Source organism: Rhizobium sp. MHM7A, from assembly GCF_005862215.1.
GTDB lineage: Bacteria > Pseudomonadota > Alphaproteobacteria > Rhizobiales > Rhizobiaceae > Rhizobium > Rhizobium bangladeshense.
The window spans coordinates 119,112-133,500 of record NZ_VCHT01000008.1; the positions used below are offsets into that span (position 1 = coordinate 119,112).

11 protein-coding genes and 1 pseudogene are annotated in these 14,389 nt (G+C 60.6%); 3 read left to right on the forward strand and 9 right to left on the reverse strand.

Annotated elements, in window-relative coordinates; all coding sequences use genetic code 11:
- Nucleotides 1-36: 36 nt before the first annotated feature.
- The 4 genes from FFR93_RS24310 to FFR93_RS24325 form a co-directional block, all read right to left on the reverse strand.
- A complete protein-coding gene (locus tag FFR93_RS24310; protein ID WP_138395065.1) occupies nucleotides 37-1,395 on the reverse strand; it encodes an esterase-like activity of phytase family protein in 1,359 nt (452 codons plus the stop codon).
- A 108-nt stretch (nucleotides 1,396-1,503) separates the two neighbouring features.
- On the reverse strand, nucleotides 1,504-2,565 hold the full coding sequence (locus FFR93_RS24315) for an adenylate/guanylate cyclase domain-containing protein (protein ID WP_064706842.1): 1,062 nt from the start codon (nucleotides 2,563-2,565) through the stop codon (nucleotides 1,504-1,506).
- Between the two features lie 173 nt (nucleotides 2,566-2,738).
- A complete protein-coding gene (rnd, locus tag FFR93_RS24320; protein ID WP_064706843.1) occupies nucleotides 2,739-3,884 on the reverse strand; it encodes a ribonuclease D in 1,146 nt (381 codons plus the stop codon).
- A 131-nt stretch (nucleotides 3,885-4,015) separates the two neighbouring features.
- Nucleotides 4,016-5,407, reverse strand: a complete 1,392-nt coding sequence (locus FFR93_RS24325; protein WP_138395066.1) for a multicopper oxidase family protein — start codon at nucleotides 5,405-5,407, stop codon at nucleotides 4,016-4,018.
- A 255-nt stretch (nucleotides 5,408-5,662) separates the two neighbouring features.
- Between FFR93_RS24325 and aspS the strand changes: the two genes are divergently transcribed.
- Nucleotides 5,663-7,453 (forward strand): aspartate--tRNA ligase, encoded by a 1,791-nt coding sequence (gene aspS / locus FFR93_RS24335; RefSeq protein ID WP_138395067.1) that lies wholly within the window; start codon nucleotides 5,663-5,665, stop codon nucleotides 7,451-7,453.
- 119 nt (nucleotides 7,454-7,572) lie between these two features.
- Here the strand turns inward: aspS and FFR93_RS24340 are convergent, their stop codons facing one another.
- The gene (locus FFR93_RS24340) at nucleotides 7,573-8,760 is read right to left on the reverse strand and encodes a hypothetical protein (RefSeq protein WP_064711173.1); all 1,188 of its coding nucleotides are present in this window, start codon (nucleotides 8,758-8,760) and stop codon (nucleotides 7,573-7,575) included.
- 234 nt (nucleotides 8,761-8,994) lie between these two features.
- On the opposite strand from FFR93_RS24340, the gene parC reads away from it, so the two are divergent.
- Together parC and FFR93_RS24350 are read left to right on the forward strand one after the other, a co-directional pair.
- The gene (parC, locus tag FFR93_RS24345) at nucleotides 8,995-11,250 is read left to right on the forward strand and encodes a DNA topoisomerase IV subunit A (RefSeq protein ID WP_138395068.1); all 2,256 of its coding nucleotides are present in this window, start codon (nucleotides 8,995-8,997) and stop codon (nucleotides 11,248-11,250) included.
- A gap of 248 nt (nucleotides 11,251-11,498) precedes the next feature.
- Nucleotides 11,499-11,960 carry an SRPBCC domain-containing protein gene (locus FFR93_RS24350; RefSeq protein WP_064711174.1) on the forward strand — a complete coding sequence of 154 codons (462 nt, stop codon included), beginning with the start codon at nucleotides 11,499-11,501 and terminating at the stop codon, nucleotides 11,958-11,960.
- Here the strand turns inward: FFR93_RS24350 and FFR93_RS41585 are convergent.
- The 4 genes and pseudogenes from FFR93_RS41585 to FFR93_RS24370 all read right to left on the reverse strand — a co-directional run.
- Nucleotides 11,950-12,033, reverse strand: a pseudogene (locus FFR93_RS41585) (type II toxin-antitoxin system death-on-curing family toxin); the annotation flags it as partial. The gene FFR93_RS24350 and the pseudogene FFR93_RS41585 sit on opposite strands and share 11 nt — an antisense overlap.
- Nucleotide 12,034: 1 nt before the next feature.
- Nucleotides 12,035-12,910 (reverse strand): DMT family transporter, encoded by an 876-nt coding sequence (locus FFR93_RS24360; RefSeq protein WP_138395069.1) that lies wholly within the window; start codon nucleotides 12,908-12,910, stop codon nucleotides 12,035-12,037.
- Nucleotides 12,911-13,687 carry an arginyltransferase gene (locus tag FFR93_RS24365; RefSeq protein ID WP_064706849.1) on the reverse strand — a complete coding sequence of 259 codons (777 nt, stop codon included), beginning with the start codon at nucleotides 13,685-13,687 and terminating at the stop codon, nucleotides 12,911-12,913.
- Nucleotides 13,688-13,882: 195 nt separating this feature from the next.
- Nucleotides 13,883-14,341, reverse strand: coding sequence for an RDD family protein (locus tag FFR93_RS24370; RefSeq protein WP_138395070.1), 459 nt, complete (start codon nucleotides 14,339-14,341; stop codon nucleotides 13,883-13,885).
- Nucleotides 14,342-14,389 lie beyond the last annotated feature (48 nt).

Sequence of the window (14,389 nt, forward strand, 5' to 3'; positions counted from 1 at the left end):
CCGCACCGCCCTCCGGATGTCCTCAGAATTTTCTGCTTACTTCGCGTTCAAGAACTCGCCGACCTCGAGCAAGCTGAACTCGTTCTCATCAGCCTTGTCGACAGCGCGGCCAGCCGAGAAGGGCAGGTTGTTGTCGTTGCCGATGATGATGTGCGTGGCGTCAACGCGGTCGACGTTTTCAATCGTGACGAACGGCATGTCGTAGACGCCGTCCTTGCTGCCCGCCTTCTTCTTGTTGTCGGGGTCCTGGATGTTCAGGAGATCGATATAACCGATCTTGCGGACGGCCTTGCCGACATTGGCGTCATTGAATTCGATCTTGTAGACGCGCTTGAGTACGGCCGGAGCTTCGAAGCAATCCGGCTTCGGCTGCTTTGGATCGGCGCATGCCTTATCGCTGGTGCCGGCGCCGCTGTCGCGCTCGATGATGAGGGCGGTGGTATCGTCGAGCATGTTGAAATCGCCGATCGCCACGCCTTTGTCTTCGAGGGGATAAAGCCAGCTGCGGCCTGTCCACTTCTTGGAGGCGACGTCGAATTCGATGACGCGGACAGCTGTATGGCCGCCGGCTGTTTCCATCGTCGCGTCATCCCCGTAGATGGCGCCTTCGAGCAGGCCGTAGAGTTTGGAACCATCTTTTGACATGGCAAGGCCCTCGAAGCCGCCGGAGCGCTTCAGGTTGAAGGCCGGCATCTTGGCGGCTGGGTTGCCCGGCAGCTGGATCATCGGATTGTCGGGCGAAAGCACCGGCTTGCCGTCGAGGGTGGTCGGGATCACGTCCGTCAGGCGACCTTCGGTGTCAACTTTGAGGATATAGGGGCCGAACTCGTCGCCGAGCCAGAAGCCGTCGGCAACCGGCTGGATCGATTCGATGTCGAAGTCGGCGCCGGTGAGGTAGCGCGTGTCGGTGCCTTCGAGCACGATCGGGAACGGGGCAATCTTGTTCGGATCGGAGAGGAAGAGGTTCTTGACGACCTCAGCCTTGTTGGCGGCCCACTCGAACTTCATCTGGTGCAGGAACAGCATGGAATCGGAAGAGTTGGCCTTGGAACCGAAGCCGTTGTCGGAGAGTGTCCAGAAGGACCCGTCGGCCATCGTCTTGACGCCTGAAAAACCTTGGACCGGCTGGCCGTCGAACGGAAGTTTCAGGTCGGTTACACGCGCGCCGTCCTTGCCTGGAACGGTACCGAGCGCTTCGGTACGCTTGCGGTCCGACGTCGTGAACTTGCCGGAATGCTTGAGGAAATCGGGGGCGTCGGCCGGAGCAGGAACCATTGTGTTGGCAGGCAGGATCGCCTGGCCCGCGAGCTTGGCCGGGAACTGCTGCTGGTCGGCCGAAACGGGGCCGGCAATCAGGATGAAAAGCGATACGGAAGCAAAAAGGGCGTTCTTCATAAATATCCCCATGGAACGGATGCGAATGGCTTCCGCTTAACAGGGCTTCCGTGTCAGCGAATTGACGGTTGAGTGAAGCTTTGGTGACGCTGGTTAAATGGATACTGCTCAGCCGTGCAGAACGACTGCGGGCGTGTTCAGTACGGTCACCGCACGTGAGGAAAGCGCCATGACGCCGAGCGCTTGGCCGCGTCCCTTGACGGCGTGGATGCCGAGATCTTCGCAGGAAATGTCCTCGGGAAAAGTCATGCGCCGGGCAAGCTCTGCGGAGATCAGAACGTGCCGATTGAGGCTACGGCAGAGCGTCTCCAGCCGGGCGGTCGTATTCACCGTATCGCCGAAATAGCTGATCTTGTGGTGGTCGACGCCAACTTCCGCCGTGATGATCTCGCCGCCATGAAGAGCGGCGCGAAGCTTCGGCACCTGCCCGTAATTTTTCCGCCAGCCGGCGGCATTGGCTTCGATATCGGCGAGGATATCGAAGATGCAACGAACGCAGCGGGCATCCTTGACGCCGCGGGCAAGTGGCCAGGTAATGATCGCCGCATCGCCCACATAGTCATTGATCGTGCCCTTGTGGCGCCGGACCGGCTCGGCAAAGGTCGCAAATAGGGAGCTCAGCAACTGCTGTGCCCGGAGGTCGCCGTGCTTTTCGGCAAAAGCCGTCGAATCGACGAGATCGATAAACAGGAAGACACGCTCTTCCTTGACCGGATTGCGATAGCGGCTGATGAGCATGCTGACGAAAACTTCGCGGCCGAGCAGCTCCCGCACGCGCAGGATGAAGATCAGCGCCGAGCAGACGGCAAGAGCATAGAGGAAGACCTCGAACGGCATGATGACGAGGTCGAGGAGCGACGTCGGCTTCAGCATGCCGAGCGACCAGAGCAGCAGGCCCGCGCAGGCAAAGCCGACGCTCATCAGGATTTCGTAGATCACCAGCTCCGTGATGATGAAGACGAAGGTCGGCAGCCTGTGGATGCGTCTGTAGAGAGTGCGAAACAGCAGCTTGCGCTCGAAGGCAAGAATCGGAATGCCGATGAAAAGCGCAAAGATCGCCCCGACAACCGGAGTCTGATTGGAGTAGAACATCATATCATAGACGACGCCGCTGGCAGCCAGCACGATCGTAATCAAGATCCAGTTCTGCGTCGGAGATATTTCCCGCATGCGGCCTCTTCGCGCTGAGCTTTCCTCCAGCCATTGTTTCGGCTGGAAAAAAAGCGTCAAGCGGATTCGAATTCATGGATGTCGCCCCGACGTTTGCAGCGGGGATAACGACATGCATTAAACAAGGACTGAAGTGCGTCGCCTGAATTGCTTGATGCGACGCGCCTTTGTTTTCAGAGGCTGACGGTTTCAACCTTCCGGCCAGCGAAGCGCAACCCGATCTGGCCCTGAATCAGCTGCAGCGCCGGCTCGCCGAAAAGGTCGCGTCGCCAGCCGTGCAGGGCAGCGACATCAGCCCTTTCGCCATCGGCGGCGATCTTGTCCAGATCCTCGCTGTTGGCGATCACCTTCGGCGCCACGCCATGTTTTTCCGAGATCAGCTTCAGCAGCACTTTCAGCAGCTCGACGGCCGCCGCTGCGCCCTCGGGCGCCTGCGCCTGACGAGGCACATGCGGCATTTCGGCTTTCGGAAGAGCGAGCGCAGCGTTAACCGCTTCGACGACTGCCGTCCCGGCGGCCGAGCGCTCCCAGCCCTTGGGAATGGTGCGCAAGCGGCCGAGCGCCTCGGCATCCTTGGGTTGCTGCTGGGCGATCTCGTAGATCGCATCGTCCTTCAACACGCGCGAACGTGGAACGTTGCGCGCCCGCGCCTCGCGCTCGCGCCAGGCGGCGACGTATTTCAGGATCGCCAGCTCCTGCGGCTTGCGCAGACGCATCTTCAGCCGCTGCCAGGCATCATCAGGATGCATGTCGTAGGTTTCACGCGCTTCGAGAATGTCCATTTCCTCGCGAAGCCATGACGTGCGGCCTTCTCGGTCGAGTTCAGCCTTCAGCGACAGGTAGACATCGCGCAGGTGGGTGACGTCGGCCAGCGCATATTCCAGCTGTTTTTCGGAAAGCGGCCGGCGACTCCAGTCGGTGAAGCGCGACGACTTATCGATATGGACGTTCTTGATGCGGCTGACCAGCTGGTCGTAGGAGACGCTGTCGCCGAAACCGCAAACCATTGCCGCGACCTGCGTGTCGAAGATCGGATGCGGAATGAGATTGCCGCGATTGAAGATGATTTCGATGTCCTGGCGCGCCGCGTGAAAGACCTTCAACACCTTCGTGTCTGCCATCAGCTCGAAGAAGGGCGCGAGATCGATGCCCTTCGCCAGCGGATCGACGAGAACTTCCAAGGTCGGGCTTGCCATCTGGATCAGGCAGAGCTCCGGCCAGAATGTCGTCTCACGCAGGAATTCGGTGTCAATGGTGATGAAGTCGGACTTGGCCAGCTCTTTGCAGGCGGCCGCCAAATCGGCGGTGGTTTCGATCATATCAATTCATTCGCAAGGAAAAGGTTGGTTGAACCTTCCTTCTCCTTTCGCTTCGATATGTCAATACAACAGCATACGCTTCGCGCATTGCTGAAGAAGAATCACGTCCAAACTGAGGCAAAGCGAATGCTTCAGCTCACCCTGACGTAGCTGGTCATCCCCGTCTTCTGGTGTTCGATGATATGGCAATGCAGCACCCAGTCGCCAAGATTATCGGCGACGAGGGCCAATTGCACCTTCTCGTCCGGCTGGACGAGGTAGGTATCGGACACCAGCGGCATCACCTCCCGCGTCGAGGAGGAGATCACCGTGAAGCTCATTCCATGGAGGTGGATAGGATGTGCGTGCGGTGTGGTGTTCTCGAGATTGAACACATAGCTCTTGCCGAGCTTCAATTCCGCGAGAGGCGCCGTCGGATCCGGCGTGTCTCCCGGCCACGGGACCTTGTTGATTGCCCAGAAGCTGTAGCCGAGCGTGCCGCAGATGCTTTCGGCGGCGGCATTTTCCGCGGTGGCGCTCAATACCAGCGGGATCTGTTCGGCAGCGGAAAGATCGAGCGCCGGAACAGGATTTTGGCCAAGAGGTCCGAGATCGCCGATATCGCGCTTCAACGATGCTCCCATCGAACGCAGGCTGGCGATCGTCTTTGGCGCCGTGCCGCGAATATCTTCCAGTGTCGCGACGGCGCCTTCTTCATCCGGCATGCGCACGGCAAGATCGAGCCGCTGGCCAGGCCCGATCTGCAGGAGGTCCAGGGGGAAGCGTTTCGGCACCGGATTGCCGTCAATTGCGATGGCTGTCGCCTCTGCGCCCACCATCTTCAGCGAGAAAATGCGCGTCACGTCGGTGATGGCGATGCGCAGCCGCACCAATCCGCCGGCCGGCGCATCATATTGCGGCTCCTGACGCCAGTTGGCGGTGCGTAGCGTGCCGTAGGTGCCGCTCTTGGCAGCGTCGCGCGGCCGGAAGGGGGCGATGAACTGACCGTCGCCTCCGAGCCGCCAGTCGCGCAGATTGAGCAGCACCTCGGCGTCGAACTCCGGATCGGCCGGATCCTCGACGATGAGCATGCCGGTCATGCCGTGCCCCATCTGCGTCAGCGTGTTGCAATGCGGATGATACCAGAAGGTGCCGGCATCGGGCGGCGTGAACGCATAGTCGAAGCTGTCGCCGGTATAGATATAGGGCTGCGTCACGAAGGGCACGCCATCCATGCGGTTGTCGATGCGAAGCCCGTGCCAATGGATTGTGGTCGGCTCGTCGAGCTCGTTTTTCAGCCTCGCCGCATAGCGCCGCCCCTTGGTCATTCTCAGAACCGGCGGCATGCCCTCATGGCCCCAGCTCATGATATTCCTGGTCGGTCCAGCCTTGGTCAGCACGGCCTCGGTCTTTACAGCCGTCAGCAGCTGCGGCTCAGGTGCAGCCTCGGCAAGCCCGAATTTGCCCGCAATGGCGATGCCGGCGCCATAGGCGCCCGCGACGGCGGATGCCTTCAGAAGGTTGCGGCGGGTCAGGAGAGGCATGCGGAGGCTCCATGATGGGAATGCCGCTCCTTTTAAAGTTGAGCCGCATCTTCATCAATAAGGGAATGGCGGCTAAACTGCCGCAGCCTGGGGGTCGCAGCCTCGCCATAAACGCGTGCCAAACCCAGGGGCGGGGCGCGCCGAGCCTTGACAAATCGGAGCGTCCATGCGCTTTTCCGCCCGATTTTCTTGTCGGCGCGTGAGGGTCTTCGAACCCCTGCTGCCGTCTTAAGCCACATGCCAGGATTTGAGATCATGCATCGCTACCGCAGCCACACATGCGCCGCCCTCCGCAAGACGGATGTCGGCTCGACCGTCCGTATCTCCGGCTGGGTCCATCGCGTTCGCGACCATGGCGGCGTTCTCTTCATCGACCTTCGCGACCATTACGGCATCACTCAGGTCGTCGCCGACCCGGACAGCCCCGCCTTCAAGACGGCGGAAACCGTCCGTGGCGAATGGGTCATCCGTATCGACGGCCTCGTCAAGGCGCGTACCGAAGAGACAGTCAACAAGAACATGGCGACCGGCGAGATCGAGCTCTACGCGCAGGAGATAGAAGTGCTTTCCGCCGCCAAGGAACTGCCGCTGCCGGTCTTCGGTGAGCCTGATTATCCGGAAGACGTCCGCCTCAAGTATCGCTTCCTCGACCTTCGCCGCGAAACCCTGCATAAGAACATCGTCAAGCGCACCCAGGTGATTTCGGCCATGCGCCGTGAAATGGGCAGCGCGGGCTTCACCGAGTATACCACGCCGATCCTGACGGCCTCCTCGCCGGAAGGCGCGCGCGACTTCCTCGTGCCTAGCCGTATTCACCCCGGCACCTTCTACGCCTTGCCGCAGGCGCCGCAGCAGTACAAACAGCTGCTGATGGTCGCAGGATTCGACCGCTATTTCCAGATTGCGCCGTGCTTCCGCGACGAAGACCCGCGCGCCGACCGCCTGCCGGGCGAATTCTACCAGCTCGATCTCGAAATGAGCTTCGTGACCCAGGAAGACGTCTGGAACACGATGGGCCCGCTGATGACCAAAGTGTTCGAGGAGTTTGCGGACGGCGAGCCGGTCACCAAGGAATGGCCGCGCATCCCTTATGACGAGGCAATCCGCAAATATGGCTCGGACAAGCCGGACCTTCGCAACCCGATCGTCATGGAAGCGGTGACCGAGCATTTCGCCGGCTCTGGCTTCAAGGTCTTCGCCGGCATGATCGCCTCTAACCCGAAGGTTCAGGTCTGGGCGATCCCGGCAAAGACCGGCGGCTCGCGCGCCTTCTGCGACCGCATGAACGCCTGGGCGCAGAGCCAGGGCCAGCCGGGCCTCGGCTACATCTTCTGGCGCAGCGAAAGCGAAAAGCTCGAAGGCGCGGGTCCCCTTGCCAAGAACATCGGTGAGGAACGCACCGAAGCGATCCGCACCCAGCTCGGTCTCGGCGATGGCGACGCCTGCTTCTTCGTCGCCGGCGAGCCGGAAAAATTCTACAAGTTTGCAGGTGAGGCCCGCACCAAGGCCGGCGAAGAACTGAACCTCGTCGACCGCGACCGCTTCGAACTCTGCTGGATCGTCGATTTCCCCTTCTTCGAATGGAACGAGGAAGAGAAGAAGGTCGACTTCGCCCACAATCCGTTCTCGATGCCGCAGGGCGGCCTTGAAGCGCTGCAGAGCCAGGATCCATTGACGATCAAGGCGTTCCAGTATGACGCCGTCTGCAACGGTTTCGAGATCGCCTCTGGTTCGATCCGCAACCAGTCGCCGGAAACCATGGTCGCCGCCTTCGAAAAGGTCGGCCTCAGCCAGCAGGACGTCGAGGATCGTTTCGGCGGCCTCTACCGCGCCTTCCAGTATGGCGCGCCGCCACATGGCGGTGCTGCCTTCGGCATCGACCGTATCGTCATGCTGCTCGTGGGTGCTAAAAACCTGCGCGAGATCTCGCTCTTCCCGATGAACCAGCAGGCTCAGGATCTGTTGATGGGCGCTCCGAGCCCGGCGACGCCGACGCAGCTGCGCGAACTCGCGATCCGCCCGATCCCACCGGCGAAAAAGGACTGAGTTCGGCTCATTGTCGAACGAAAGAGCCCAGCGGTTTTTGTTTGCGCGGATCGTTTGATTTGAAACAAGAAAGGGCCCGGCAGCGGAACTGCCGGGCCCTTTGCTTAAGATGTAAGCGATCAGTCGTTGGCCGAAACCTTGACGCCGAGCACCTGCGGCAGCGTGTTCGGCGCGCCCATCGCGGCACCGACGATCGTCGGCAGCGGCACCGGCTTTTCAGGAGCGGCCTTGACCGTGAGGCTTTTGGGGTCGTCGAGGTAGGTGTTGACAGCGGCCGAAACGGCATTCTGCAGCTCGGGAATATTCAACTGCGCCAGCATGATCGGCGTCATCGCCTTCAGCGAATCCGCCATCTGTTTGCCCGACATGTTTTGTTGCGCGCCAGCATAATCGAGTGCGCGCTTGGTGATCGAGGCATCTTCGAAGCGCACGTGAGCGCCCTCGAAGGAGAGCTGCTGCATCAAGCCGAGCATGGCAAGGCCGAGCGCTTGCTGCGACTGCTCCTTGTTCGGGTTGGTCTCGGACTGCTTCATCGCATCCTGCAGCGATTTGACGAAGGCCATCGTGTAGCCGGAGATTTTGAAGCCGAGGTTGAGCTTGCCGATATTGGTGAAGTCCAGCGCAAATTCGGAAATGTCGATCGTGCCGGGCGCAAGTTCCCAGGCGCCCTTCATGGTGATGTCGCCCTGGATGTGCTGCAGGGCGAGCTTCTCGATCGCATCCTTGCTCTGTGCATCCTCGGTCTTGCTGAGATCGGCCTTCATGCTTTTGAAGGCACCGTCGAAATCGAAGCCGGATTCGTCTTCCCGCAACGTCAGGTTCATGTCGCTTTCAAGCACCGAGAACACTTCCGCGCCGTCCTTGACCACCTTCAGCGGGCCGGTATGGGCGTTTTCGTAGAGCATCATTGTATCCAGGCTGTCGCCGCCCGGTGTGGCCGGGACGGAAATGCCGCCGAGTGTCAGCTCCTGCGCGGTCACGGTGACGCCGTCGTTGGTGGTGTTGATGTCCGGGAAGGCGGCCTGTTCGATATAATATCCGCCTTCCTCGTCTTCTTCCACGCCGGACAGAGTGACTTCGCCGATGGCGAGGCTCTCGCCGCCGGTGGGTTTGACGCTGACGTTCTTCAAGGTCACGGTGGTGCCCTCGACATCGACGCCGTCAGCCGAAATCGTTCCGCCCTGTGCGGCATAGGCGGCATTGAGTTTCTTCAGCAGGTCGGCGCCATCGAGAGCGAAAGCCGAGCCGGCGAGCGAGAAAAAGGCTGCGCTCGATAGCATCAGCCGCGTTGTCCGGTGAAAGTTCATGGGTGATTCCTCTGGTGGCGTGTGGCTGTTTGGAAATCTGCAGTTACGCTACTACGGATTAGGTCGGCTTTATATTGCGGCCCACTAATTTTTTGTTGAAAGGAAGGGCAAACAAAATCCAAATTGCGGGTGAAGAGCTCGTCTCATTCTTCAATGTCGATCGGTAGACTTCATCCACAGCTGCAATGGCCTGGATTCCTTGCCCGCCGGGCTCTTCTGAGCTAGTCAGGACCCATGGGACAAGAGATTTTGCCGCCTTCCGGCGGAGACGACGACAACATTCAACCGGTCGACCTGAGGGCGGCGCTCGAGCAGCGTTACCTCGCCTACGCGCTGTCGACCATCATGCACCGCGCCTTACCTGACGTGCGCGACGGGCTGAAGCCTGTCCATCGCCGCATCGTCTACGCAATGAACGAGATGGGCCTGAGGCCGACTTCGGCCTTCAGAAAATGCGCCAAGATCGTCGGCGAGGTGATGGGTAACTACCATCCGCACGGGGACCAGTCGATCTACGACGCGCTTGCCCGTCTTGCCCAGGATTTCTCGCAGCGCTACACGCTGGTCAACGGCCAGGGCAATTTCGGCAATATCGACGGCGACAGCCCCGCCGCCATGCGTTACACTGAATCGAAGATGACGGCGGTTTCCGAACTGCTGCTCGAAGGCATCGACCAGGATGCCGTCGATTTCCGTGACACTTACGACGAATCGAATTCCGAGCCGGTCGTGCTTCCCGGCGCCTTCCCGAACCTGCTTGCCAACGGCTCCTCCGGCATCGCCGTCGGCATGGCGACCTCGATCCCGTCGCACAATGCCCATGAGCTTTGCGACGCGGCCCTGCATCTGATCAAGCATCCCGACGCGACCGTCGAGAAGCTGGTCGAGTTCATTCCCGGCCCGGATTTCCCGACCGGCGGCATCATCATCGACAGCCGCGACAGCATCGTCGAGAGCTACCGCACCGGCCGTGGCGGTTTCCGCGTGCGGGCGAAATGGCAGACGGAGGATCTGGGCCGCGGCGGCTACCAGATCGTCGTCACCGAAATTCCCTTCCAGGTGCAGAAATCCCGGCTGATCGAAAAGATCGCCGAGCTGCTGATCGCGCGCAAGCTGCCGCTATTGGAAGATATTCGTGATGAATCGGCCGAGGACATCCGTATCGTCCTGGTACCGAAGTCCCGGAGCGTCGATCCGACGATCCTGATGGAATCGATGTTCAAGCTGACGGAACTCGAAAGCCGCTTCCCGCTCAACATGAACGTTCTGTCCATGGGCCGAATCCCGAAGGTCATGGCGCTGAACGAGGTGCTGAAGGAGTGGCTGGACCACCGTCGTGAGGTCCTGCAGCGCCGGTCGCGCTTCCGTCTGGCCGCGATCGACAAGCGACTCGAAATCCTCGGAGGCCTTCTGATCGCCTACCTCAACATCGACGAGGTGATCCGGATCATCCGCGAGGAAGACGAGCCGAAGCCCGTCATGATGGCGCGATGGGATCTGACCGATAATCAGGTCGAGGCGATCCTCAACATGCGTCTGCGCGCCCTGCGCAAGCTGGAAGAATTCGAGATCCGCAAGGAGTTCGACGAACTCACCAAGGAAAAGAGCGAGATCGAGGCGTTGCTCGCCTCCGACGACAAACAGTGGCAGACGGTCGCCTGGGAAATCGGCGAAGTGAAGAAGAAATTCGCCAAGGCGACGGAAGTCGGCCGCCGCCGCACCCAGTTCGCCGATGCGCCTGAGGCCGATGAGGAAGCGATCCAGCAGGCGATGATCGAGAGGGAACCGATCACCGTCGTGATCTCAGAAAAGGGCTGGATGCGTGCGCTGAAGGGCCATATCACCGATACGGCGACGCTGACCTTCAAGGAAGGCGACGGCTTGAAGGTGGCCTTCCCGGCGCAGACGACGGACAAGATCCTGATCGTCACCACGGGCGGCAAGGCCTTCACGCTCGGTGGCGACAAGCTTCCGGGTGGCCGCGGCCACGGCGAACCTTTGCGTATTATGGTCGACATGGATAACGACCAGGCAGTGCTGACCGCCTTTGTCCACGATCCCTCGCGCAAGCAACTGATCGTCTCGACGGCGGGCAACGGCTTCGTCGTTCCCGAGTCCGAACTGGTCGCCAATACGCGAAAAGGCAAGCAGATCATGAATGTCGCGCTGCCGGAGGAAACGCAGCTGCTGGTGCCCGTTAGCGGCGATCATGTCGCCGTCGTTGGCGAGAACCGCAAGCTGCTGGTCTTCCCGCTTGCGCAGGTGCCGGAAATGTCGCGCGGCAAGGGCGTTCGCCTGCAGCGCTACAAGGACGGCGGCATTTCCGACGTCCGCTGCTTCGCGATAGCAGACGGCCTCGTCTGGGAAGACAGCGCCGGCCGCACCTTCACGAAGAACCGGGACGAACTTGCCGAATGGCTGGGCGACCGCGCCAGCGCCGGCCGCACCGTGCCGAAGGGTTTTCCGCGCAGCGGCAAGTTCGCCGGCTGAGCTTTCACTGGGCCGCGTGTGCCGTCAGGCGCGGCCCGTAAACACCTGAATCTTCATAATATTCCGGATCTCATCCTCCCGATTCAGGGGTGTGCGGTAAATTCTGCGTTAGGCTCTTGGCGAGCTCCGGAACCTCTCTATCTTATGCCTGTTACAAAAAATAAGAGAAGGCCGGTTCCGTGGGCGGACGGAGCGGCTGTTGCCCGTGCGCTTAGGGAAGGCGCGCGCGCCTTAACGGAGGAAAATCGATGCTTGCCGCCAACACGATCAAATGCCGTGTCAGCCACACCTATAAGGCGTCGCCGGCTGTCGTCTACGACGCCTGGCTCAACCCCGAAATCGCCCGCCGTTTCCTGTTTGCGACCAACGATGGTCATGTCATCCGGGCCGATATCGACCCGCGCGTCGGCGGGCGCTTCTTCATCGTCGACCGCCGCCCGACAGGAGACGCTTTTCACCAGGGCGTGTTCCTGGAATTGAAGCGCCCCCGGCACATGGCGTTCAGCTTCACCGTCGAGGAACACGATCATAACTGCGACCGGGTCGAGATCGATATCGAGTCTCTCGGCAGCGGCAGCCGCCTGACATTGACCCACACAATGTGCGCTGAGTGGGCCGAACACGAGGAAAAGACCCGGCAGGGCTGGGCGCATGTGGTCGAATCGCTCGGCAAGGAGCTGGAACAGCAGCAATTTAAGGCTACGGGTTGAGCGGTTTGCTGAAATCCCGAAGAAAGCGGGTCGCGCCGTCCTCGTCGATCTCTCTGGCGGCGACGGCAAGGACGTTACAACACTTGCCTGATGCTCTTCCGCCGCGCCATCCAGAGGGAATGCGCGGCAATTGTCGCCACCAGAATGCTGCCGCCGACGAGTGTCATCGCCGCCGGCGTTTCAGCAAAGATCAGCCAGACCCAGATCGGCGCAAGCACCGTTTCCAACAGATAGAACATGCCGACTTCGGGCGCGGAAAGATAACGTGGCCCCGTTGCCAGGCACCAGAACGCAACCGGCATCACGATGGCACCGTTGAAGAGAATCCAGCCGGGACGGGCGATGGCAAGGCCTGAGGGCAGTGCCTGCGCGAGGCCAAGCACAGCCGGCAAAAAGGCGGCGAGCAGCGGCACGAAGCCCATTTCCCGGCGCGACGCACGCCCGACCGTGATGGCTGCGGCAAGAATAAGCGCGCTGAGAAGCGCCATGGCGTCGCCAAAAGCATGGCCGCTGGAAAGCCCTTCGCTGACGATCAGTCCGACACCCAGGATCATGAACAGCATGGCGATCAGCGTTGCGGGCTGCGGCTTCTCCTTGAGAAAGATCCAGGAAAGAAGAGCCCCGAACATGGGGTTGAAGGCGACGATGAAGACGACATTGGCTGTATTCGTATTGAAAACGGCCAGCACGAAGGTAAGTGAGGAGAGGCCATAGAGCAGACCGGCGAGTAGACCGGGTCGCCCCGGCACAAGGACCGGCCATTTGCCTGAGGCAAGGCGCATTGCTCCAAGGATGACAAGCGTGGCCAGAACCGTTGCTGCGCTTCGCATTCCGAGAATCGACCAGATGTCGCCCTCGCCGAGGCGGACAAGCGGAATATCAATCGAAAGCGCCAGGCCGCCGATCGCCGTCAGCAGCAAGCCCTTCCGGTGGTCGGAAGTATGGGACATTCAGTCGTGGGTGCTTTCGGGCATGGAGGAGGGGTCGAAACGTTCCCAGCCGCGCGGCGTCAGATGCTCCTGCGGCTGAAAGCGGGTCTTGTAGTCCATTTTCCGGGATCCCTGAACCCAATAGCCGAGGTAGACATGCGGCAGGCCGAGCGCCCTCGTGCGCCTGACATGGTCCAGAATCATGAAGGTGCCGAGCGAACGTCGCTCAAGAGCCGGATTGAAATAAGAATAGACCATCGAGAGCCCGTCACTCATCGTGTCGGTCAGTGCGGCGGCAAGCAGCTCGCCTTTCGGCCGCTCCTCCAGCCCGGAGCCTTCCTCGCGCCGGCGGTATTCGACGATTCGCGTATTCACATGCGTGTCTTCCACCATGATTGCATAATCGAGCACCGTCATGTCGGACATGCCGCCCTGTTGGTGGCGATAATCAAGATAGCGCCGGAAAAGTGAATATTGCTCGCTGGAAGGCTGAGCGGCGAATTCGGTGGCGATGACGTCGGCATTGGCGGCAAGCACCCGCTTCATTGATTTCGTCGGTTCGAATTCCTGGGCGAGGATTCGCACCGAAACGCAGGCGCGGCAGGATTCACACGCCGGCCGGTAGGCGATGTTCTGCGAGCGGCGGAACCCGCCCTGGGTGAGAATGTCGTTCATCTCGGCGGCCCGCGGGCCGACCAGATGAGTGAAGACCTTGCGTTCCATCTCATGCGGCAGATACGGACACGCAGCCGGAGCCGTCAGATAAAACTGCGGGGATGGCGTCGTCTGCGTATTCATTTGTCGCGGAAGTTTCCTTGTCGAGACAGTGCCGTTTTCTGACAGCATGACCTAAGAATGGAAAACGTCAACAGCGCGGCGGTCTTCGCCCTTCATTTCAGTCTTCTAATTTTGGATATGGAGCGTCGTCATCCGGGGTATAGGGAAGGCGGAGAGTTTTTTCGTCTCCGCCGCCAAGGTCTCAGGCAGAAGGTCTCAGGCAGTGCGCACCGTCACCGTGCCGACCAGGAGGTCGTGGATGAGACGGCTGCGTTCGGTAAACAGGCCGGCAAGCAGGATGAGTGGCGTCAGTACCGAGTTGAGGATCCAGAACAGCGCCAGATGCACGATCGCCGTCAGGAAATCCATCGGACGTGCGTCGACGCGCATCATCGCGATTCCCATCGCCCGCATGCCGAGCGAAGCCTGGCTCGGCCCGCCGACGGTCAGGCCGAAGTAAATGCCCGCGACGATCACGAACAGGGCGGGGTAGAGAAGAAAGCCGAGTCCCAGCGTGAGGATTGACAGGAAGAACAGCACGACCGCAGCTGGAATCCAGAGCAGCGCTACGATGACGTAATCGAGGATGAAGGCGAAGACGCGGCGGCTCAACACGCCGCTATAGGCGCGCCAGTCCTCCGGTGCGGCATAAAGCGGATTGGGGTTGTAGCTCATCTTAATCTCCGCTCGCAAAAGCGATGGCGCTGATATGGTGTCAGCGGG